The 20,687-nt window shown below is 33.1% G+C and carries 25 protein-coding genes; 16 read left to right on the plus strand and 9 right to left on the minus strand.

Features of this window, described 5'->3' with window-relative positions:
* Positions 1-55 precede the first annotated feature (55 nt).
* From ACE3PD_RS05590 to ACE3PD_RS05600, 3 genes are read left to right on the plus strand one after another with little or no spacing between them, the layout of a single operon-like run.
* Positions 56-628, plus strand: coding sequence for a hypothetical protein (locus tag ACE3PD_RS05590; protein WP_374400387.1), 573 nt, complete (start codon positions 56-58; stop codon positions 626-628).
* Between the two features lies 1 nt (position 629).
* Positions 630-1,031, plus strand: a complete 402-nt coding sequence (locus tag ACE3PD_RS05595) for a hypothetical protein (protein WP_374400389.1) — start codon at positions 630-632, stop codon at positions 1,029-1,031.
* A gap of 22 nt (positions 1,032-1,053) precedes the next feature.
* On the plus strand, positions 1,054-1,629 hold the full coding sequence (locus ACE3PD_RS05600) for a hypothetical protein (protein ID WP_374400391.1): 576 nt from the start codon (positions 1,054-1,056) through the stop codon (positions 1,627-1,629).
* Between the two features lie 3 nt (positions 1,630-1,632).
* Here the strand turns inward: ACE3PD_RS05600 and ACE3PD_RS05605 are convergent, their stop codons facing one another.
* Together ACE3PD_RS05605 and ACE3PD_RS05610 are read right to left on the minus strand one after the other, a co-directional pair.
* Positions 1,633-3,030: an FAD-binding oxidoreductase gene (locus ACE3PD_RS05605; RefSeq protein ID WP_374400394.1), complete on the minus strand. Its 1,398-nt coding sequence runs from the start codon at positions 3,028-3,030 to the stop codon at positions 1,633-1,635.
* Positions 3,031-3,274: 244 nt separating this feature from the next.
* Entirely contained in the window at positions 3,275-4,183 is a 909-nt protein-coding gene (locus ACE3PD_RS05610; RefSeq protein ID WP_374400396.1) for an AEC family transporter, read from the minus strand.
* A 90-nt stretch (positions 4,184-4,273) separates the two neighbouring features.
* On the opposite strand from ACE3PD_RS05610, the gene meaB reads away from it, so the two are divergent.
* Complete coding sequence (gene meaB / locus ACE3PD_RS05615) at positions 4,274-5,371, plus strand: methylmalonyl Co-A mutase-associated GTPase MeaB (RefSeq protein WP_374400545.1); 1,098 nt, start codon at positions 4,274-4,276, stop codon at positions 5,369-5,371.
* Between the two features lie 42 nt (positions 5,372-5,413).
* Here meaB and ACE3PD_RS05620 read toward each other — a convergent pair whose 3' ends face one another.
* From ACE3PD_RS05620 to ACE3PD_RS05645, 6 genes are all read right to left on the minus strand, one after another.
* Positions 5,414-5,644 carry a hypothetical protein gene (locus ACE3PD_RS05620; protein ID WP_008253940.1) on the minus strand — a complete coding sequence of 77 codons (231 nt, stop codon included), beginning with the start codon at positions 5,642-5,644 and terminating at the stop codon, positions 5,414-5,416.
* A 26-nt stretch (positions 5,645-5,670) separates the two neighbouring features.
* Complete coding sequence (locus tag ACE3PD_RS05625) at positions 5,671-7,068, minus strand: MATE family efflux transporter (protein ID WP_374400400.1); 1,398 nt, start codon at positions 7,066-7,068, stop codon at positions 5,671-5,673.
* A 62-nt stretch (positions 7,069-7,130) separates the two neighbouring features.
* On the minus strand, positions 7,131-7,640 hold the full coding sequence (locus ACE3PD_RS05630) for a hypothetical protein (RefSeq protein ID WP_374400402.1): 510 nt from the start codon (positions 7,638-7,640) through the stop codon (positions 7,131-7,133).
* Positions 7,641-7,667: 27 nt separating this feature from the next.
* Positions 7,668-8,369, minus strand: coding sequence for an ABC transporter ATP-binding protein (locus ACE3PD_RS05635; RefSeq protein ID WP_374400404.1), 702 nt, complete (start codon positions 8,367-8,369; stop codon positions 7,668-7,670).
* Between the two features lie 96 nt (positions 8,370-8,465).
* On the minus strand, positions 8,466-9,320 hold the full coding sequence (locus ACE3PD_RS05640; RefSeq protein WP_374400406.1) for an O-methyltransferase: 855 nt from the start codon (positions 9,318-9,320) through the stop codon (positions 8,466-8,468).
* A 72-nt stretch (positions 9,321-9,392) separates the two neighbouring features.
* A complete protein-coding gene (locus ACE3PD_RS05645) occupies positions 9,393-11,255 on the minus strand; it encodes an ABC-F family ATP-binding cassette domain-containing protein (protein ID WP_374400408.1) in 1,863 nt (620 codons plus the stop codon).
* Between the two features lie 80 nt (positions 11,256-11,335).
* Here ACE3PD_RS05645 and ACE3PD_RS05650 point away from each other — a divergent pair, with 80 nt between their 5' ends.
* The 12 genes from ACE3PD_RS05650 to ftsY all read left to right on the plus strand — a co-directional run bounded on the left by ACE3PD_RS05650 (position 11,336) and on the right by ftsY (position 19,342).
* Positions 11,336-11,539, plus strand: coding sequence for a hypothetical protein (locus tag ACE3PD_RS05650; protein ID WP_374400410.1), 204 nt, complete (start codon positions 11,336-11,338; stop codon positions 11,537-11,539).
* On the plus strand, positions 11,536-11,838 hold the full coding sequence (locus ACE3PD_RS05655; RefSeq protein ID WP_113988610.1) for a type II toxin-antitoxin system RelE/ParE family toxin: 303 nt from the start codon (positions 11,536-11,538) through the stop codon (positions 11,836-11,838). The genes ACE3PD_RS05650 and ACE3PD_RS05655 overlap by 4 nt, the downstream gene beginning before the upstream one ends.
* Complete coding sequence (locus tag ACE3PD_RS05660) at positions 11,838-12,956, plus strand: glycosyltransferase family 2 protein (RefSeq protein WP_374400412.1); 1,119 nt, start codon at positions 11,838-11,840, stop codon at positions 12,954-12,956. The genes ACE3PD_RS05655 and ACE3PD_RS05660 overlap by 1 nt, the downstream gene beginning before the upstream one ends.
* A gap of 84 nt (positions 12,957-13,040) precedes the next feature.
* Positions 13,041-14,351: a dihydrolipoamide acetyltransferase family protein gene (locus ACE3PD_RS05665; RefSeq protein WP_374400414.1), complete on the plus strand. Its 1,311-nt coding sequence runs from the start codon at positions 13,041-13,043 to the stop codon at positions 14,349-14,351.
* Between the two features lie 81 nt (positions 14,352-14,432).
* Positions 14,433-15,203: an exonuclease domain-containing protein gene (locus ACE3PD_RS05670; protein WP_374400417.1), complete on the plus strand. Its 771-nt coding sequence runs from the start codon at positions 14,433-14,435 to the stop codon at positions 15,201-15,203.
* A 73-nt stretch (positions 15,204-15,276) separates the two neighbouring features.
* Complete coding sequence (locus ACE3PD_RS05675; RefSeq protein ID WP_374400419.1) at positions 15,277-15,888, plus strand: fumarylacetoacetate hydrolase family protein; 612 nt, start codon at positions 15,277-15,279, stop codon at positions 15,886-15,888.
* A 2-nt stretch (positions 15,889-15,890) separates the two neighbouring features.
* Positions 15,891-16,235, plus strand: a complete 345-nt coding sequence (locus ACE3PD_RS05680) for an Hpt domain-containing protein (RefSeq protein WP_374400422.1) — start codon at positions 15,891-15,893, stop codon at positions 16,233-16,235.
* Positions 16,236-16,274: 39 nt separating this feature from the next.
* Positions 16,275-17,522, plus strand: a complete 1,248-nt coding sequence (locus tag ACE3PD_RS05685) for a CinA family nicotinamide mononucleotide deamidase-related protein (protein WP_374400424.1) — start codon at positions 16,275-16,277, stop codon at positions 17,520-17,522.
* A gap of 79 nt (positions 17,523-17,601) precedes the next feature.
* The gene (gene rpmB, locus ACE3PD_RS05690; RefSeq protein WP_008253904.1) at positions 17,602-17,844 is read left to right on the plus strand and encodes a 50S ribosomal protein L28; all 243 of its coding nucleotides are present in this window, start codon (positions 17,602-17,604) and stop codon (positions 17,842-17,844) included.
* Positions 17,845-17,864: 20 nt separating this feature from the next.
* Complete coding sequence (gene rpmG, locus ACE3PD_RS05695) at positions 17,865-18,047, plus strand: 50S ribosomal protein L33 (RefSeq protein ID WP_008253902.1); 183 nt, start codon at positions 17,865-17,867, stop codon at positions 18,045-18,047.
* A gap of 37 nt (positions 18,048-18,084) precedes the next feature.
* On the plus strand, positions 18,085-18,237 hold the full coding sequence (locus tag ACE3PD_RS05700) for a DUF4295 domain-containing protein (protein WP_023574293.1): 153 nt from the start codon (positions 18,085-18,087) through the stop codon (positions 18,235-18,237).
* Between the two features lie 124 nt (positions 18,238-18,361).
* A complete protein-coding gene (gene ftsY / locus ACE3PD_RS05705) occupies positions 18,362-19,342 on the plus strand; it encodes a signal recognition particle-docking protein FtsY (RefSeq protein WP_374400428.1) in 981 nt (326 codons plus the stop codon).
* A 210-nt stretch (positions 19,343-19,552) separates the two neighbouring features.
* Here the strand turns inward: ftsY and ACE3PD_RS05710 are convergent, their stop codons facing one another.
* Positions 19,553-20,617 carry a serine hydrolase domain-containing protein gene (locus ACE3PD_RS05710; RefSeq protein WP_374400431.1) on the minus strand — a complete coding sequence of 355 codons (1,065 nt, stop codon included), beginning with the start codon at positions 20,615-20,617 and terminating at the stop codon, positions 19,553-19,555.
* Between the last annotated feature and the right edge of the window lie 70 nt (positions 20,618-20,687).

A 20,687-nucleotide genomic window follows, 5' to 3' on the forward strand; every position in this document is an offset into this window, starting at 1 on the left:
ATTGCTAAAAGTAGTTGGGGATTTTTTATCTTTGATAAAATTAAAATCAAACAAAATGAAAACCAAAATTCTATTCTTCGCATTCTTTCTTTTTCAAACCATCACCATCTTAGCACAAGATATGGCTTCGTTAAAAACGGAAGCTTTAAAATCATACAAAGCGAGTGTAAATATGAATTTTGACGATATTTTCGCTACTACCTATCCAAAAGTGTTTGATATTATTCCGCAAGACCAAATGAAAAAAATGTTTGGTCAAATGATGGAAAACGAGCAATTTTCAATAAAGTTAGTGGAAGTAGAGCCTAATTTTTCATTTGGTGAAATCAAGAAAATTGAAGGAAAAACATTTTGTTTTGTTGATCACAATAATGTGATGGCTATGAAATTTAAAGAACCAATGGAAGATGCCGAATCAATGGTGGATATTTTTAAATCGTCAATGGAAGCAGATAAAGTAACCTATGATAAATTAACGAATACATTCCGTATTGAAATGCGTTCTACACTAATTGCAGTTGCGGATGATGTAACAAAAAACCAATGGAAATTTTTAAATAAAGACAAAGAGAATAAAATGTTTTCGATGTTATTTGATGCGAAAATTTTGAAAGCTTTAGGATTGTAATATGAACGAAAATAATATCACTTACACCGAATTTTTCAACCAAGTTAGAGCGAGTATTGCAAATGGAACTTTTGCTAAATTAACGCTAGCCAAAACCGTTGGAAAACCCGAATTACAAAACATTTACGTAAAAACTATCGTAGAAGACAACATCTTAAAATTGTCGATGACGTATAAAATTTACACTACCGAAAAGCAAGAATTGGTAAAAATCTGCAAATTAGATGATTTAGAGTCAGAGTTAATTCCGCACATCAATAATCCATTTTTATCTGCTCTGTTATTTACTACCGAAGCCGATATTACCATGAAATTAAATAAAAAACGCGTGGCAAGTATTATCGAACAACCGCCAACGTTTAAAAATGCAGATGCAAATTTATTGGAGTTTTTGGGGAAGTAGTATGCACTTTTATTAAAATTAAATGATGAATATTTTTTTCAATCTAGAATTATTGATTTTAGATTTTTTCACTGCATTTGGATTTTATTCTTTTCTTTTTTTGATTGTATCAATTTTTATAAAGAAAACAACATTTTATAGTTTTGATAATCAAGCAAAAAAGTTTATAACTTTTGTTGGAGTACTTTATATTATTTTTTGGTTTTTAGGAACCATAGTCTATTACATTGAATGTAATCCCGAAGAAAAAAATGAAATGGTAGATAGAATGTTTGGAAAATATTGGTTCAGTATTTGGATACAACCTTTATTTTGGTTCTTTTTATCTCAGATTTTCAGAATTAAAATATTTTCAAAAAATATACTAATAAGAATTATTGCAAGTTTCTTTTTGATAATTTCAATAGAAAGATTAGTAATAATTATTAGTTCATTTCACAGGGATTATTTGCCAAGTTCTTGGACCATGTATAGACAATTAGATATTTATCCTTCAAATTTTATTCTTTCAATTTTATTGAAGATTTTCATTTTTATGTTGTTTGTCGGATTATATACATATATCTCAAACAAAATACATCAGCTTAGAAATAAATAAAATCTATTCCCCATCAGGAAAAATCTTCCCAGGATTCAACACATTGTTTGGGTCAAAAATCGCTTTGATGCGTTCCATTAATTCTAAATGTACTTTTGAAAACGCGATATCCATGTGGTTTTTTTGCACCAAACCAATACCGTGTTCGCCAGAAAGCGTTCCTTTTAAACCGACCGTTAATTCAAAAATTTCACGAATTCCTTTAGGAACTTCCGTTTTCCAATTGTCATCAGTCATGTTGCCTTTGATGATATTGACGTGTAAGTTACCATCGCCCGCATGGCCATAACAAACCGATTGAAAACCATATTTCGCCCCAATTTCTTTGATGCCTTTTAATAGTTTTGGTAATTCGTATCTTGGCACAACGGTATCTTCTTCTTTATAAATCGAATTCGCTTTCACCGCTTCCGCTACAGAGCGACGCATTTTCCAAAGGGCATTTTTTTGTTCTTCGGTGTCGGCAAATAATACTTCGTCAATTTCAAATTGTTCTACGACTGCTAAAATTTGTTCAGCTTCTTGCATCAAAATTTCAGGATAATTGCCATCTACTTCAATCAACAAATGCGCTTGAACGTTTTCTTTGACTTCCACATTCAATCCATCGACAAATTTTAATGTCCAATCAATTGCATCGCGCTCCATAAACTCTAAAGCACTTGGCACAATTCCCGCTCTAAAAATCGCTGAAACCGCTTCACATGCTTGTTCCGCTTTATAAAACGGAACCAATAGCAATACGTTATGTTTATTTTGAGGTAATAATTTCAATACAATTTTAGTTACGATTCCCAAAGTTCCTTCGCTACCCACCATCAATTGCGTTAAATTGTAGCCAGTAGAATTTTTCAAGGTATTAGCGCCTGTCCAAATGATGTCTCCCGTAGGTAAAACGACTTCTAAATTTAATACATAATCTTTGGTAACACCATATTTCAAAGCCCTCGCACCACCAGAGTTTTCGGCAATATTGCCACCTATAAAACAACTTCCCATACTACTTGGATCAACAGGATAAAACAAGCCTTTTTCAGCAACAGCTTCTCTTAACACTTGAGTAATTACTCCAGGTTCGGTAGTAACTTGAAGGTTTTTCTCATCAATTTCAATGATTTTATTAAAGCGTTCCATTGAAATCGCAATGCCACCATAAATCGATAAAGCACCACCACTCAAACCTGTTCGTGCACCAATCGGCGTAGTCGGAATTTTATAGGTGTTGGAAACTTTTAAAATTTGCACCACTTCTTCGGTATTCGCAGGTTTCACCACAACATGAGGCGGAAAACTCAAATCTTCCGTTTCATCACGACCATACGTTTTTCGAGTAGCCTCATCAGTAAAAATATAAGCCGAACCTACAATGTTTTCAAGTGCAAGTATTATTTCAGGATTCATAGTGTAAAATTGAAGTGTAAAGGTAAAAAATTGGATAATATTTTACTATTTTATTTTGGAACGCAGATAGCACAGATTGGACGGATTTGCACAGATTTTTTAACCACAATCTTGTCATGCTGCAAGCATCTCTTTTATGAACTTGAGTGCACAATTAATTCAACTTAAACTTATATGTCTTACATGTTAAAAAATAACTTAGGGAAACTTTGTGCCAAACTTTGAGAAACTTTGTGCTATAAAACTATAAACTCAAAACCCAATACCAAAAAGCAACAGTCAACAACGACAACGGAATTCCAATCCCAATCATCATACTACTCAATTTAGGTTTTAATCCATAATTAGAAGCTAAAATCGCTCCCGTAATCATTGGTGCCATGGCGGATTCCATGATAGAAACATCAATTTCCAATCCTTTTCCGCCTAACGCAATTTTGTATAAAAAGAAGAAAAAAGCAGGCATTAGAATTAATTTAAAAAACAATCCTAAAGTTAAAAAACTCCAATGTTTACTTCGCGTATCGATTTTTAATTGCAATCCAACGGCTACTAAAGCGACAGGCGTTACCGTATTTCCGATTCGTAGGAAAGAGTTTTGCAACGCTTCTGGAAATTCTAAAGTGAATATGGTACAGAAAAGAGCAATCGTAAAAGCGATAAATGGCGGAAATTTTACAATTTTCAATACGATTTCAGAAGCACTTAAATTTCCTCTTGAAAAACTCGCAGCCACTAAAATTCCTAAAGTGGTTACGACTACGAATGAACCCGGTTGATCAACGATGATGGCGGTTTTTAATCCTTCTGCACCATATAAAGCTTCGATGATTGGAAATCCTACAAATGAAGTATTGCTCAATCCACCAGTCAAAATCATACAGCCAATTAACTTTTTTGACCATTTGAAATACGTTCCCAAAGCATAGAAAAACACAAACGATAATCCAAAACCTAACCATGCAATCCCTAATGGATAAAGCAAAGCCAATGAAATCGTAATTTTCGGAATGTAATACAACGCCATAGCCGGAAGCGAAACGTAAATCACATATTGATTCAAACTTTGATAAGCGTTTTTAGGAAATTGCGGTACTTTTTGAAGCGCAACGCCCAAAATCAAACATAAAAATAATAGAATGATGTTTTCCATATGTCGAAAATCGAGAATACAAAGGTAATTAAACCTTGAGATTTCGATGTTTTATATTCCTTCATTTTTTGTATTTTTACACAAAGCAAAATTCTTTTGAAAACACCAAATAAAAAATCGGCACTTTCAGAAATTCACGGCGTGGAACAACCCGAAACTTTGAGTGCGGTTGTGGCTACTCAAATTCAACAATTCCGAAGAAAACAACCTTCGGCAGAAGAATTAATTGCTGGAATTTTAAAAGGAGACAAAACCGCTTTGAGTCGCGCCATAACTTTAGTCGAAAGCACTAATCCTGAACATTTAGCTAAGGCGAATGAAGTGATCAAAGGTTGTTTGCCACATGCCAATAATTCGGTTCGTATTGGAATTACAGGTGTTCCGGGTGTTGGAAAAAGTACATTTATTGAAGCTTTTGGAAAATATTTAACTTCTATCGGAAAGAAAGTAGCTGTTTTAGCGGTTGACCCGAGTTCGTCCATCAGTCACGGAAGTATTTTGGGCGACAAAACCCGTATGGAAGAATTAGTAAAAGATGAAAACGCTTATATCCGACCAAGTGCTTCAGGTGATACATTAGGTGGCGTTGCCAGAAAGACTCGTGAAACTATCATTCTTTGTGAAGCTTGTGGTTTTGATACGATTATTATTGAAACCGTTGGAGTAGGGCAAAGTGAAACCGCTGTTCACAGTATGGTGGATTTCTTTTTATTGTTGAAAATTTCAGGTGCTGGCGATGAATTGCAAGGAATCAAACGTGGTATCATGGAAATGGCGGATACAATCGTAATCAATAAAGCCGATGGCGATAATGTTGCAAAAGCCAAATTAGCGAAAACCGAATTCAATAGAGCGTTGCATTTATTTCCAGCCAAATCTTCGGGTTGGATTCCGAAAGTGACGACTTGTAGTGCTTATGAGAAAACAGGAATTGATGCGATTTGGGACATTATTTCCGAATATTTTGAATTGGTAAAAGCAAATCATTATTTCGAAGAAAAACGTCAAAATCAAAACCAATTTTGGATGATGGAAACGATTAATGAACAATTGAAATCACATTTTTATAATCATCCGAATATCATTCAATTATTAGAAGAAAATAAAAAAGCCGTGCAAAACAATGAAATTTCACCTTTTGCAGCGGCTATGCATTTGTTGGAACGGTATTTTAATAATGACAGGTAGGGATCAAGTCGCGACTTGTCCCTACGGAATCATAATCAAAGATTATTCTTGCTCGTATCTTTCAATTTCTCTATCGTAGAATTCTCCAGCAATGGTAATTAAATGTTCCATTTCTGATTCCAATTCTTTTTCGTCTTCTTCTTCGATGTCTTCTAAAAATTCTACTTCGTCATCTTTTAAATTGATTACGAATCTTGGATATTCTAAATGGATTACGAAAATATCTTCTGGAAAATCGGTGTTATCTCCGATAACAAATTTTGGTAAGTTCATGTTTTTATGTTTTAAATTTCTTTTTATTATTGTAATTGAACTTGTTCTTGAGTTTGCCCTTGAACTAGTTTTTTCGTTAAGTAATTAAAGCGAATATACAAAAATATCGCGGCTGCTGTTAATCCAGCTAAAAGTCCAATCCATACCCCAACGGCTTTTAATTCGGTTTCTAATCCTAAGTAAATGGATATTGGAAATCCAATTACCCAATATGCTACAAAAGTTATATACATCGGAATTTTTGCATCTTGTAAACCACGAAGTGCTCCTAAAACTACGACTTGTAAGCCATCTGAAATTTGAAAAACAGCCGCTACTAAAAGTAAGTTAGCCGAAATTGCGATTACTTCTAAGTTTTCGGTTAGGTTTTTCACATCGTTGATATCTACGAAAATATAGGGTAAACTTGTGTGTAATAGCACAAATAAAAGCGCGAACACCACTTCAATTATTATCGTTAATAAGAAAATGGAAATTGCAACTTTTCGTAAGGTAACATAATCTTCTAATCCTTTTTGGTTTCCAATACGAATCATAGCTGTAACGCTCAATCCCATGGCAAACATAAAAGTCATAGATGCCAAACTCAACGCAATTTGATTCGCAGCTTGACTGGTAGTTCCAATCATTCCGCACAACCAAATAGCTCCAGTAAACAATGCTACTTCAAAGAACATTTGCATGGCAGAAGGCATTCCAATTTTAATGATTTTTTGGTTGACTTCCTTCTTAATTTCTTTTAAGCTAAAACCTTTAAAATACGGATGAAATTTTGATTTTAAATTCATCATATAATGCATGAAACCTAACATCACAAAACGAGAAGCGATAGTTCCTAAGGCAGCTCCAACGATGCCCCATTTTGGGAAAATCCAAATTCCATAAATAAGAAAATAGTTAATCACTACATTGGTAATGTTTCCAATGATAGTTGCCCACATCGAATATTTCGTTTCGCTCAAACCATCTGCAAATTGTTTGTAAGCTTGGTACATAATTAACGGAATCAACGAAAAACCAACGATATCTAAATACGGTTTTGCCATCTCCACTACGGCTTCCGGTTGGCCCATGTAAGCAATAAGTGGTTTTGAAAAGAAAATCAAGGTAAATAAAGCCACACCTAAAATCGTACACAAATACAATCCGTGATGAAAAGCAGAACGACCACCAGCCACATCATTTTTCCCATCAGATTCGGCAACTAAAGGTGTGATAGCAGTTGAAAATCCAATTCCTAATGACATGGCAATGAATACAAAACTGTTTCCCAATGATACAGCCGCTAATTCGGTTGGACCTAATTTTCCCACCATGATATTATCCACAATTCCCACAACGGTATGACCTAACATTCCTAAAATAATAGGGTAGGCGAGTTTTAAGTTGTATGAAAATTCTTTGGAGTAGTCGGAAAAAGTCATTTTGGCAATTTTGTGGCAAAGGTAGTTATTTTGAAAAAGATTTTTCAATAATAAAACATTACTTAATTAACTTGGTTACTAGAAATTTTCTCTTCAAGAAATAAGTAAATATCATTTGTATCATGAAAAGTAAATTGTTTACCCTTTGTGAATTTATTTGGATGAGTATTTTCTATATCCGATACAAAAATTGTTTTTAAAGTAAATAGACTTTTTGAATTTGGTTTTTCGCTTTCAAGATAGGAAACTGAGCCATATCCATTTCCTATTGTATCGTAAATTTTAAGAGTTTTAATTTCAGAATATTTTATTTCCTTACTACTAAATGGAACTTTCCTAATTATAGAATCTTTAGTTAAAATTATTTTAGATTTTACACTAAAAAATATTACATAAGGTGCTAATAAAATAAAGGGTAAAGTGAAAAAAGATATTTTCCAATAACCATCTCTAATTAAAACATACCCAAAAATAGATGCAATAACAGATATTGCAAGTCCTAGGATAAACCAAAAAAAGGAGACAAATGATTTTACGTTTACTGCGGGATATATTTTTTCAACATTATCCATTTAAGTAATACTTAATTGAAAATAAAATTACTTTTTAACATTTTGATTTATCGTATCACTTTCAATAAGTCCGTCTCGTAAACGGATGATTCTATGGGCATAAGCTGCAATATCTTCTTCGTGTGTTACTAAGATTACGGTGTTTCCGTTGGCGTGAATTTCGTTGAATAAATTCATGATTTCCACCGAAGTTTTACTGTCTAAGTTTCCAGTTGGCTCATCGGCTAAAATGATAGAAGGCTTGTTAACCAAAGCTCTAGCAACCGCGACACGCTGACGTTGACCACCCGATAACTGATTTGGTTTGTGATCCATTCTATCGTTCAAACCAACTTGTGTCAGTACTTCAGTAGCGCGTTCCACACGTTCCGATTTAGAATGACCCGCGTATACCATTGGTAAAGCTACATTATCCAAAGCCGTTGTTCTTGGCATCAAGTTGAACGTTTGAAAAACGAATCCAATTTCTTTATTACGAATTCCTGCCAATTCATCGTCTTGCATTTCACTCACGTGTTTTCCGTTCAAAACGTAAGTTCCTGAAGTTGGCGTATCCAAACAACCTAAAATATTCATCAAAGTAGACTTTCCAGAACCCGAAGGCCCCATCAATGCTACATATTCCCCTTTATTGATTTCTAAATCGATGCCTTTTAATACATACACGATTTCGTTTCCTAAAGGGAAATCTCTTTTAATATTGGTTATTTTAATTAACGGATTTGCCATAATGAAATTAGAATTTAGCCTCTCGACTTCGCTCGAGATGACAATATTATTGATGTAATACTATAATAAGTAGAAAAAGAAAGGAATTTGTTACAACTAAAAACGAATTCTTTCAAACAAGTGTGAACTAATCGTTTTATTCGGATTGATGATAAAATGTTCTTTTTCTTGTTCGACTCTAAAAAAGACAATTCCCCATTGAAACGTATCAATTGTAACCGAAATTTTTGGATGATTTTTTATGATTTCCCAAGCTTCTTCCATATCTGCTGACCAATGAATGTCATCGAAAATCCAAATCGAATCATTGCAAATTGTTGGAAGCAAAGCCTCAAAATAATCTAAAGTAGCTTTTTTGGAATGATTGCCATCGAAGTAAATTAAGTGATGGGTGATGGGTGAAAGGTTTAGGGTTTTGAAATAGGTTGAAAATTCTGTAGTTACAAAATTCACATTAGGTTTTGGATAGGTGAAATCTCTACCGTACGCACCTTCAAATTGTTTTTCAAAATTCTTTATTGCTACATCTTGAGTGTTTTTACATCCTTCTAAAGTAGTTATTATAGCTTCTGGGTTTCCTAAAGCTAAAGAATTTGTTGCCAAACCCAATGAAGTGCCAATTTCCAAAATACTTTTAGGTTGAAAATAGCGAACAATTCTAAAAAGCAGTTCGGCATTTTTTGGAGAAATTCCAGCGGTTTGTGCAATTTTTGAAATCTCTCGTGTATTTGATTTAAAAACGCGTGAACCTGCACCAAAATCGGTTACTTCAATCGTATTTTTATTTTCTAAAAGTGATTTTCTGTACGATTTTAATATTCCGTATTCTGGGTATTTAGTTGTATTATAAAAACATTTCGTAACCAAATCAAATACAAATGGCGAATGCACTCCATGTTCGTTTTTGGAATGGAAAAGGAATTTTAGGTAGGATTTGATTAAATGCTGCATTTTACAGTGATTAGTGAAAAGTGACTAGTAATTAGTCTGGCTATTCACTAATTACTATTCACTAATTACTTTTTATTCCATTTTCGAACTTAATTCAAACCAACGTTCTTCTTTTTCTTCTAAAGTTTGAATGATTTTTTGTAATTCGTTGGCTTTTGCTTCAATTTTATCATCCGAAACTTTTCCGTCGGCGAATTCTTGTTCGATTTGTTTTTTATTGTATTCTAAATCTTTGATTTCTTTTTCAATTTTATTGAATTCCTTTTGTTCGTTGAGACTCAATCCTGTTGAAGCCGTTTGTTTTTCTTTCCAATTCGTCTTTTCAGTACTTACCGAATTCAAAACTTTTGGTTCAGCCGAATCTTCATATGCTCTAAAATCCGAGTAATTTCCAGGAAAATCTTCAATCTCGCCTTCGCCTCTAAAAACAAATAAGTGGTCCACAATTTTATCCATAAAATATCTATCGTGACTCACCACTAACAAACAACCAGGATAATCTAAAAGGAAACTTTCTAATACATTTAACGTAACAATATCCAAATCATTCGTTGGTTCATCCAAAATCAAGAAATTCGGATTTTGAATTAAAACGGTACATAAATACAAACGTTTCAATTCGCCACCACTTAATTTTTCTACGAAATCGTATTGTTTTTTGGCGTCAAATAAAAAGCGCTCCAATAATTGCGAAGCGGAAATAATTTTTCCTTTCGTCAACGGAATATATTCGCCATATTCTTTGATGATATCAATAACTTTTTGTCCCGGTTTTGGATTGATTCCACTTTGCGTGTAATAGCCAATTTTAATCGTATCACCAATAATTACTTTCCCTGAATCAGGTTGAATGGTTTGCGTTAAAATGTTCAAGAAAGTCGATTTTCCTGTTCCGTTTTTTCCAATAATTCCAATGCGTTCGCCACGTTGAAACGAATAGGAAAAGTCATTTAAAATGGTTCTATCAGGAAATTTTTTATTCACTTTTACCATTTCGATAATCTTGCTCCCCATGCGCTCCATGTTGATTTCGAGCTCCACAATATTTTCTTTTCTTCGACTTTCAGCAACCGCTTTGATTTTGTAAAAATCATCTTGACGTGATTTCGATTTGGTCGTTCTAGCTTTTGGTTGACGACGCATCCAAGCTAATTCTTTTACAAATAAGTTTTGCGCTTTATCAATCGTGGCATTTTCTGAAGCCAATCGTTCTTCTTTTTTGGCTAAATAATAGGAATAATTTCCTTTGTATTGGTAGATTTTTCCGTTGTCTAATTCGATAATTTCATTACAAACACGTTCCAAAAAGAAACGGTCGTGCGTCACCATAAACAACGTGATGTTTTCTTTTGCAAAATAGTCTTCTAACCATTCAATCATCTCTAAATCCAAGTGATTGGTTGGCTCGTCTAAAATCAATAAATCAGGTTTGCTAATTAAGATAATAGCTAATGATAAACGCTTTTTTTGTCCACCCGACATGTTTTTGACCTTCATTTTTAAGTCTTCCAACTTCAGTTTGTACAAAATTTGCTTGAATTGCGTTTCAAAATCCCAAGCATTGTGGCGGTCCATATCGTCAAAAGCTCTTTGATAGGCTTCTTCATCATTCGGATTTTCTAAGGCTTTTTCGTAGCGTTCAATTACTTTCAGAATTTCGTTATCTGAAGCAAAAATGTTTTCTTCAATGGTTAATTCGTCTTGCAAATTATTGTTTTGCGACAAAAACGCCATTTTAATCTCTTTTCGAATAATAACTTGACCAGTATCAGGTTCATCCAAACCATTAATCATGTTCATAATGGTAGTTTTTCCCGAACCATTTTTAGCGATAAAAGCTATTTTTTGATCCTTGTTAATTCCAAACGAAACGTCTTTAAAAAGAATACGTTCGCCATAAGATTTCGATATATTTTCTACAGATAAGTAATTCATAATACAATTTAGAAATGCAAAAATAGTTTATTGTATCTAAAGATTATAGATTATTTCCTAACTTTGTGAAAATGCATTTTATGACTTCCAAAAAGAAAAATAAAATAGAAGAACCAGCAGAAGCTTACGAAGTAACTCCAAAAAGTGAGTTAACTTCTGAGAATTTGCATCCTGTTTTAGTTCAATTATTAGAAAAATCCATCAAAGAAATTGAAGAAGGGAAGACATCCACGCACGAAGAAGTAATGAAACGATTTAGAGAAAAATTTCCATTGCAGAAATGATTTACAAAATTGAATGGACTTTTCGTGCTGAAATTTCCTTTTTCGAGGAAGCTCAATTTATTTTACAAAAGTGGAATATTTATGAGGTAAATAAATTTGAAAGTTTAGTTGAAAATGAGTTGAAAAGATTGTCAATTCATCCAATGATTGGAAATTTCAAAGTAGACAATATTTATTCTTTGTCAATATCCGAACAGACAACATTGTTTTACAAAATAAATAAAGATTTAAGTCTGATTGAGTTATTATTGTTTTGGAATAATTTAAGAAATCCAGATGATTTAATCAAACTATTATAATGCAACTATCCATAATCATTCTCAACTACAACGTGCGCTATTTTTTAGAGCAATGTGTTCTCAGTGTTGAAAAAGCATTGGAAGGCATTGATGGAGAAATTATTGTCATTGATAACGCTTCTTCAGATGATAGTTGTGAAATGATGCGAACCAAATTCCCGCACATCAAACTCATCGAAAACGCTTCAAATTTAGGTTTCCCAAAAGGAAATAACATCGGAGTTGCTCAAGCCAAAGGGGAATATATTTGTGTTTTGAATCCTGATACGGTTGTTGCAGAAGATACTTTTTCTAAAATACTGAACTCTGAAAACTGGACACTGAACACTGGTATCATCGGTTGTAAATTAATAGACGGTGCTGGAAATTTTCTTCCCGAAAGCAAACGTGGCGTTCCAACTCCTTGGGTGGCTTTTACTAAGATTTTCGGATTGTATAAAATCTCCAATTATTTTGGAAAATATTACGCCCAACATTTATCTGAAAACGAATCTGGGAAAGTGGATATTTTGGTTGGTGCTTTTATGGTAATGAAGCGCAAATTGTATCTTGAAGTTGGTGGTTTTGATGAAAATTGCTTTATGTATTCGGATGATATCGATTTGAGTTATTTGGCTTTGAAATCAGGAAAATCGAATTATTATTTTCACGAAACTTCTGTGATACATTATAAAGGAGAAAGTACCGTTCGAGATGGAACCTATATGAAACGTTTCAGAGAAGCGATGCAATTTTTCTATAAAAAACATTTCAAGAAATCATGGTTTTTTGATATAATGATGCAAGTAGGAAGTTTTGTTTTTAGTCTTTTGAAGAAGAATCAACAAAAGAATGAAGTTCGGATTATTGATGAATATATCGTTTTTTCAAAAGAAAATTTAGAATTGAATCTATCAAAAAAAGCAACTTATTTGTCTGATTTTAATCAATTTGAGAATCAATCCCAAAAAAATCTTGAAATAATATTCGATACGACTACTTTTAGTTTTGCTGAAATTATTACTTTTATGCAATTAAATAAGAGTAAAAATTTAAGTTTTAAGAATTATATTTCGAGTTCGAATTATCTAATTGGGAGTAATAATTCGAACGATAGAGGACAAATAATTTTGTTGTAAAAAATTATTGTTTTCTTTATAAAACGAATGAAAAATTAGTATTTTTGCAAACCAAATACAAAAACACAACTTTAGTTTAAAGATATGGCAAAGTTTGAATTGAAATTACCTAAAATGGGTGAGAGTGTTGCAGAAGCAACAGTTACTAACTGGTTAAAAAAAGTTGGTGATAAAATTGAAATGGACGAAGCAGTACTTGAAATTGCTACTGATAAAGTAGATAGTGAAGTGCCTTCAGAAGTTGCAGGAACACTTGTTGAAATTTTATTTAATACCGATGATGTAGTTCAAGTGGGACAAACTATCGCTATTATCGAAACGGAAGGTGATGCTGTTGCAGCAACTCCAGAAGTTAAAGCAGAAGCGCCAGTTGCTGTTGCAGAAGTTGCAAAAGCAGTAGAAGTTGCAAAAGAAACTGCAGCTCCAGCTGATTTTTCTCCCGACTATTCGGGATCAGATAAATTCTTTTCACCTTTAGTTAAAAACATTGCAAAAGAAGAAGGAATTTCATTAGCAGAATTAGAATCAATTGCTGGTTCTGGTAAAGATGGTCGTGTAAACAAAGAAGATTTACTAAATTACATTAAAAATAGAGGAAGTCAGCCTGCAGTTATGGCAACACCAGCGGCGGCTCCAAAAGCAACTCCAGCACCAGTAGTACAATCTGTTCCAGTTTCTGTAAATGGTGGTGATGAGATTGTGGAAATGGACAGAATGCGTAAGTTGATTTCGGGTTACATGGTAGCTTCGGTACAAACTTCAGCTCACGTGCAATCATTCATTGAAGTTGATGTTACCAACATCGTAAAATGGAGAGATAAAGTTAAAAATGCTTTTGAAAAGAGAGAAGGTGAGAAGTTAACTTTCACGCCAATCTTCATGGAGGCGGTAGCAAAAGCATTGAAAGATTTCCCAGGAATGAACATTTCGGTTGATGGTGAATTTATCATCAAACGTAAAAATATCAACTTAGGAATGGCAGCTGCGTTACCAAACGGAAACTTAATTGTTCCTGTAATTAAAAATGCTGATCAATTAAATTTAGTTGGGATGGCAAAAGCAGTAAACGATTTAGGAAATCGTGCAAAAGCAGGAAAATTAAAACCAGACGATACACAAGGTGGAACTTATACCGTTACGAATGTGGGAACTTTTGGCTCTGTTTTCGGAACGCCAATTATCAACCAACCGCAAGTAGGTATTTTAGCTTTAGGAGCGATTAGAAAAGTGCCTGCAGTTATTGAAACTCCAGAAGGTGATTTCATTGGAATCCGTCAAAAAATGTTCTTATCGCATTCGTATGACCACAGAGTTGTTGATGGTGCATTAGGAGGAAGTTTTGTAAAACGCGTTGCGGATTATTTAGAAGCGTTTGACGTAAATAGAGATTTCTAATCTGAGAATAAATTATAAATGTAAACCCGATAGTTTTAAAAGCTATCGGGTTTTTCTATCTTTGTCACATATAAAATCGCTATGGAATTAAAATTAACACGCCCTATCTGCTTTTTCGATCTTGAAACTACAGGAATTGATGTGGCAAGAGACCGAATTGTAGAAATCTCAATATTTAAAGTATATCCAAACGGGAATAAAGAGAGTAAAACTTGGTTGGTAAATCCAACGATTCCAATTCCGCCACAAACTACAGCTGTGCACGGAATTACAGATGAAAAAGTAGCGAACGAGCCAACATTCAAAGAATTAGCATCCCAAATTCATAATATGATTAAGGATTCGGATTTGGCTGGATTTAATTCGGACCGATTTGATATTCCGCTTTTAGCTGAAGAATTATTACGTGCGGAAGTTGATTTCGATATGAAAAACCGAGTTTCTGTTGATGTGCAAACGATTTTCCATAAAATGGAAGAACGTACTTTAAGTGCAGCTTACAAATTCTATTGCGGACAAAGTTTAGAAAACGCTCATAGTGCCGAAGCGGATACGATGGCAACTTACGAAATCTTAAAAGCACAATTAGATCGTTACGAGAATTTAGAAAACGATATGAAATCGTTAGCTGAATTCACAACACGTAAAAAATCAGTTGATTTTGCTGGATTTATTGCTTTGAACAACGAAGGAAAAGAAATTTTTACTTTTGGAAAACACAAAGGTGCTTTGGTTGAAGAAGTTTTTGATAAAGAACCTGGTTATTTTGGTTGGATTCAAAATGCTGATTTTCCTTTGTATACTAAAAAAGTACTAACAGGAATTAAATTAAGAAAGTTAAATACGAAATAAGGTAAAAGGTAATGGGTGAAAGGTAAAAGGTTTTGCCCATTGCCCTTAACCATTTATCCTTAACCCAAGAAAAATGAAAATAATCTGTATCGGACGCAATTACGCTGACCATATTTCGGAATTAAATAATGAAAGACCAACAGAACCGGTTATCTTCATGAAACCCGATTCTTCTATTTTGCCTAATAAAAATCCATTTGTCATTCCTGCTTTTAGTAATGACATTCATCATGAAGTGGAAGTATTGGTTAAGATTTGTAAAGTTGGGAAACATATCGATACTAAGTTTGCTCATAAATACTATGATGAAATTGGTTTAGGAATCGATTTTACAGCTCGAGATGTACAAAGTAGGTTGAAAGAGAAGGGGTTGCCGTGGGAAAAAGCTAAAGCATTTGACCATTCAGCGGTAATTGGAAGCTTTACATCGAAAAAAAATTATACTTCGCTAGAAAATATTAACTTTGAGTTAAAATCAAATGGAACCACTGTTCAGGAAGGTAACACGAGTTTAATGTTGTGGAAAATTGATGAGTTAATTTCGTATGTTTCACAATATTTTACCTTAAAAATAGGAGACATTATTTTTACAGGTACTCCAAAAGGTGTTGCAAAAGTAACTGAAGGTGATGTTTTAGAAGGTTTTATTGAAGGAAAATCGATGTTTAAAATTCAAATTAGGTAGTTATGGCATTACAATATAATTTAGCGAAAGTATATGAAATTTCAGAAAATGATATTGAATTTGCATTACAAATTGTGACTTTATTTTTAGAGGAAGTTCCTGCTGAGATTAAATCAATAAAAGAAGCAATTGCTGAAAAAGACTATACTAGAACTTATTCTTCATGTCATAAAATAAAACCTACATTGGATTTACTTGGCATGGATATGGCTTATGAAGAAAATATCCAAATCATGACTTGGGCAAAAGCCAAAGGCAAACGAAAAGAAATTAAAGAAGTATTCAAGTCGTTAAAAGATAGAATTGATTTAGCAGTTAAAGAAATTAAAAAAGATTTCAAACTGTAAGATTCTATTTTAAAATCCCCCAAAATCTTACAACATAAAATGAAAGCTGCTATAGTTACCATTGGCGATGAAATTCTTATTGGCCAAATTGTTGACACGAACTCTTCTTACATTGCAAAAGCCCTTGATAAAATTGGGATTGCAACACACGAAATGTTGTCGATTTCCGATGATAAACAACATATTTTAGATACTTTTCATTCGCTTCAAAATAAAGTGGAAGTTGTTATCGTAACAGGTGGATTAGGTCCAACAAAAGATGATATTACGAAGAAAACTTTTTGCGACTATTTTGAAGATAATTTAGTTGAAAATGATGTGGTTTTGGTTCATGTAAAGTCTATTATTGAAGGAATTTACAAGCGCCCAATTACCCAAATGAACAGAGATCAAGCTTTGGTTCCAACTAAGGCAAAGGTACTTTTCAATCAAGCAGGAACAGCTCCGGGAATGTGGATGGAAAAAGAGAATACGGTTTTTATTTCCTTACCAGGAGTTCCATATGAAATGAAGTATTTGATTGATAACGAAGTGATTCCAAACTTAGTTCAAAAATTTGAACGTCCGTATATCGTGCATCAAACCATTATGACGTATGGTCGTGGTGAAAGTTTGATTGCTGAACAAATTGAAGAATGGGAAGATAATTTACCTGATTTTATAAAATTGGCTTATTTACCTAGTCCAGGAAAAGTTCGCTTGAGATTAACAGCAAGAGGAAATGACGAAATATTATTAAAAGAAGAAATCAAACGACAAGTTGAAAAACTTGATTTATTGATTCATGATATTATTGTTGGTTATAATGAAGATGAACCTATAGAAGTTGTTTTGGGTAGGTTGTTAGTTGAGAAAAAACTAACAATTTCAACAGCAGAAAGTTGTACAGGTGGAAAAATAGCGGCAACTTTGTCAGCAGTTCCAGGAGCATCAAATTATTTCAAAGGAAGTGTGGTGAGTTATGCTACACAAGCTAAAATTGATGTTTTAGAAATTGATGAAAATTTAATTGCAAAACATGGAGTTGTAAGTGCTGAGGTAGCTTCTGAAATGGTTAAATCGGTTCAAAAATTGATGAACTCAGATTATGCTATTGCTACAACTGGAAATGCTGGACCAACAAAAGGTGATGACGATGCTGAATTAGGAACAGTTTTTATTGGAATTGCAACACCTAATGAAGTTTTTGTTGAGGAATTTAATTTTGGTCAACCTCGTGAAAAAGTGATTGATAGAGCGGTAAGTAAAGGGTTGGAACTAATTTATAAAGAAATTTTAAAAAAATAGTAAAAGATAGTTGTGTATATGAAATGGATTTTGTTTCTTTGCACCCTGATTTTAGATAACGAAATAAAGATTAGAAATAATGTCAAGAGTTTGTGAACTTACAGGTAAAAGAGCGATGGTAGGAAACAATGTTTCTCACGCTATGAATAAAACAAAGAGAAAATTCTCTGTTAACTTAGTTAAAAAACGTTTTTATATTCCTGAAGAAGATAGATGGGTAACGTTGAAAATTTCAACCGCTGCTTTAAAAACGATTAATAAAAATGGAATTGCTGCTGTATTGAAAAATGCAAAAGCTAACGGATTTGTTAAATCTGTATAATCCTTAAAACATAGATCAAAATGGCAAAGAAAGGTAATAGAATCCAAGTTATTTTAGAATGTACAGAGCACAAAACTTCAGGAGTTCCTGGAACATCTCGTTACATCACTACAAAAAATAAAAAAAATACTCCAGACAGATTAGAGATTAAAAAATTTAATCCAATCTTAAAAAGAGTAACTGTTCACAAAGAAATTAAGTAATTAGAAGTTTTTTAAACTTTAAATAATATTATAAGTCATGGCAAAGAAAACCGTAGCAACTTTACAAACAGCTTCTAAAAGATTAACTAAAGCTATTAAAATGGTTAAGTCTCCAAAAACTGGTGCTTATACTTTTGTTGAAGCAGTTATGTCTCCAGAAGAAGTTGATGAATTCTTGAAAAAGAAATAATTCATTTTACACAATATAGATAAGCTACTTTCGTTTGAAAGTAGCTTTTTTATTTTTACATTTGTCTGATAAATAGATTTGAAATCAAATAGGTGTCAGTAAAAACTTAAACCCTAATTTTTGTATGAGTTTTTTTAAGAAAATATTCTCTTCCGATAAGAAAGAACAAAATATCAGTGAAGAGGCAAAACAAACTTTAGATAAAGGTTTAGAAAAATCGAAAACTTCGTTTTTTTCTAAGCTTACTAAAGCTGTTGCCGGAAAATCGAAAGTAGATGCTGAAGTTTTAGATAATTTGGAAGAGATTTTAGTTTCTTCTGATGTGGGAGTGAATACCACTTTAAAAATTATCGAGAGAATTGAAGAGCGTGTTTCAAGAGATAAATATTTAGGAACTGATGAATTAAATAGTATTCTTCGTGAAGAAATTGCAGGTTTATTATCTGAAACGAATTCTGGAGAAGCAACACAGTTTGAAATTCCTGCGAATACTAAACCATATGTAATTATGGTGGTTGGAGTTAATGGTGTAGGTAAAACAACAACTATTGGTAAACTAGCTTATCAGTTTAAGAAAGCGGGTTATAACGTTGTATTAGGTGCTGCCGATACTTTTAGAGCAGCAGCCATTGATCAACTTCAAATTTGGGCAGATAGAGTAGGAGTGCCTATCGTAAAGCAACAAATGGGAAGTGATCCTGCATCTGTAGCTTTTGATACTTTGCAAAGCGCTGTGGCTCAAAATGCAGATGTAGTAATTATTGATACAGCAGGGCGTTTGCATAATAAAGTAGGTTTAATGAATGAACTTTCTAAAGTAAAAAAAGTAATGCAAAAAGTGGTGGAAAACACACCAAATGATGTACTTTTGGTTTTAGATGGTTCTACAGGGCAAAACGCTTTTGAACAAGCGAAACAATTCACTGCTGCAACAGAGGTTTCTTGCTTAGCTGTTACAAAACTAGATGGAACTGCAAAAGGTGGAGTTGTTATTGGAATTTCTGATCAATTTCAAATTCCAGTTAAATATATTGGCGTTGGTGAAGGAATTGAAGATTTACAAGTGTTTAATAAATACGAATTTGTAGATTCGTTTTTTAAATAAGATTTACTACAGTGAGAGAACTTTTAAAATATAGAACAGTTCAGTTATTTTTAGTGGCTGTTATTATGGCTTTAGTAGCAATACCTTTTGAAGGATATGATTATATTTTTATAACACTTAGATTGGCTTCTTTTGCAATTTTTATGTATTTGTTAATTAAATTTACAAGCGGTAAAAGAAAAGTAAAGAAATAATAAAAAATAAATGCTGTTAATTAATAACAGCATTTATTTTTTGCCAAAGTTCGTTATCAAATCCTGATACTGCAAAACTTGGATTAGCTGGATTAGAAGCTTCTCCCATTCTTACAATAACTAATTTTTTGCTTGGAACCACATATATTCTTTGGTCTGCAGCTCCCATGGCGGCATACATTTCAGCAGGTGCATTGGGAACTATCGAACCGGTAAATGAAGTTTGACTTCCGGGTAACATAAAGTTCGATTTTCCATTTAACCACCACAAATACCCGTAAGATGGATTAATATTTTGTGATGTTGAAATACTTTCGTTGAAATAAGTTTGATTTATGATTTGTTCGTTATTCCATTTTCCTTTATTCATGGCTAATAATCCAAATCGCGCCATACTTCGTGCACTGCTATGATAAATTTTATAGATTACTCCGTTATTCCAAAAGCCATCCATACCAATTTTATTTTTTAATTTAGCATTAAAGTAATTTTCAAATGTTTGACCACTAGAAGCTGCTACAACATCCATTAATTTTTGAAAAACATTGTGATACGACCATCGAGTTCCAGCATCGGCTAAGTAGGTTAAATTTGGGATAATTACTAAGTCACTTTCGTCATTAATTCCTGAAGTCATGGTTAACAAATGACGCGATGTGATTAAATTTTCTTTATTTAAAGGCTCGCTGGTCCATCCTATTCCAAGATATTGTGAAACTCTTGTATTTATATTCAATAGATTTTCTTGTTGCGCAATTCCTATGGTGCTTGCAGTTAATGTTTTTCCTGCACTATTCCATTGCCAAGTATCATTTGCTGTATGACCATTAAAATAATTTTCCATTACGATTTTTCCATTATGTAAAACGATAAACCCTTTTGTGTGTTTTAATTCTAAATAATCTAATAAAGGCTGAACTTGTGATTCATTCCATCCAAGCGATGCTACAGTTTTGGTTTCCCAAGTTGTTGAGCCAATAGGAGGAAAGTACATTTGTTCTTCAGGAGTGGAAGTAGAAGAATCGTCAGAACCACAACTTATAAATAGTAGTGACGCTAGTAGAGGGATAAACTTTTTCATAGCTGTAAAAAATGGTTGTACATTCATTAGACAATAAAAATACAGAATAGTTTAATTCAAATGATTTTTA

The sequence above is a fragment of the Flavobacterium sp. genome (assembly GCF_041911335.1).
Lineage (GTDB): Bacteria > Bacteroidota > Bacteroidia > Flavobacteriales > Flavobacteriaceae > Flavobacterium.

Bases quoted from the DNA above. Each gene is read 5' to 3' on its own strand.
- ACE3PD_RS05590 (WP_374400387.1), top strand. From the start codon at position 56: ATGAAAACCAAAATTCTATTCTTCGCATTCTTTCTTTTTCAAACCATC.
- ACE3PD_RS05595 (WP_374400389.1), top strand. From the start codon at position 630: ATGAACGAAAATAATATCACTTACACCGAATTTTTCAACCAAGTTAGA.
- ACE3PD_RS05600 (WP_374400391.1), top strand. From the start codon at position 1,054: ATGATGAATATTTTTTTCAATCTAGAATTATTGATTTTAGATTTTTTC.
- ACE3PD_RS05605 (WP_374400394.1), bottom strand. From the start codon at position 3,030: ATGAATCCTGAAATAATACTTGCACTTGAAAACATTGTAGGTTCGGCT.
- ACE3PD_RS05610 (WP_374400396.1), bottom strand. From the start codon at position 4,183: ATGGAAAACATCATTCTATTATTTTTATGTTTGATTTTGGGCGTTGCG.
- ACE3PD_RS05620 (WP_008253940.1), bottom strand. From the start codon at position 5,644: ATGAACTTACCAAAATTTGTTATCGGAGATAACACCGATTTTCCAGAA.
- ACE3PD_RS05625 (WP_374400400.1), bottom strand. From the start codon at position 7,068: ATGACTTTTTCCGACTACTCCAAAGAATTTTCATACAACTTAAAACTC.
- ACE3PD_RS05630 (WP_374400402.1), bottom strand. From the start codon at position 7,640: ATGGATAATGTTGAAAAAATATATCCCGCAGTAAACGTAAAATCATTT.
- ACE3PD_RS05635 (WP_374400404.1), bottom strand. From the start codon at position 8,369: ATGGCAAATCCGTTAATTAAAATAACCAATATTAAAAGAGATTTCCCT.
- ACE3PD_RS05640 (WP_374400406.1), bottom strand. From the start codon at position 9,320: ATGCAGCATTTAATCAAATCCTACCTAAAATTCCTTTTCCATTCCAAA.
- ACE3PD_RS05645 (WP_374400408.1), bottom strand. From the start codon at position 11,255: ATGAATTACTTATCTGTAGAAAATATATCGAAATCTTATGGCGAACGT.
- ACE3PD_RS05650 (WP_374400410.1), top strand. From the start codon at position 11,336: ATGACTTCCAAAAAGAAAAATAAAATAGAAGAACCAGCAGAAGCTTAC.
- ACE3PD_RS05655 (WP_113988610.1), top strand. From the start codon at position 11,536: ATGATTTACAAAATTGAATGGACTTTTCGTGCTGAAATTTCCTTTTTC.
- ACE3PD_RS05660 (WP_374400412.1), top strand. From the start codon at position 11,838: ATGCAACTATCCATAATCATTCTCAACTACAACGTGCGCTATTTTTTA.
- ACE3PD_RS05665 (WP_374400414.1), top strand. From the start codon at position 13,041: ATGGCAAAGTTTGAATTGAAATTACCTAAAATGGGTGAGAGTGTTGCA.
- ACE3PD_RS05670 (WP_374400417.1), top strand. From the start codon at position 14,433: ATGGAATTAAAATTAACACGCCCTATCTGCTTTTTCGATCTTGAAACT.
- ACE3PD_RS05675 (WP_374400419.1), top strand. From the start codon at position 15,277: ATGAAAATAATCTGTATCGGACGCAATTACGCTGACCATATTTCGGAA.
- ACE3PD_RS05680 (WP_374400422.1), top strand. From the start codon at position 15,891: ATGGCATTACAATATAATTTAGCGAAAGTATATGAAATTTCAGAAAAT.
- ACE3PD_RS05685 (WP_374400424.1), top strand. From the start codon at position 16,275: ATGAAAGCTGCTATAGTTACCATTGGCGATGAAATTCTTATTGGCCAA.
- rpmB (WP_008253904.1), top strand. From the start codon at position 17,602: ATGTCAAGAGTTTGTGAACTTACAGGTAAAAGAGCGATGGTAGGAAAC.
- rpmG (WP_008253902.1), top strand. From the start codon at position 17,865: ATGGCAAAGAAAGGTAATAGAATCCAAGTTATTTTAGAATGTACAGAG.
- ACE3PD_RS05700 (WP_023574293.1), top strand. From the start codon at position 18,085: ATGGCAAAGAAAACCGTAGCAACTTTACAAACAGCTTCTAAAAGATTA.
- ftsY (WP_374400428.1), top strand. From the start codon at position 18,362: ATGAGTTTTTTTAAGAAAATATTCTCTTCCGATAAGAAAGAACAAAAT.
- ACE3PD_RS05710 (WP_374400431.1), bottom strand. From the start codon at position 20,617: ATGAAAAAGTTTATCCCTCTACTAGCGTCACTACTATTTATAAGTTGT.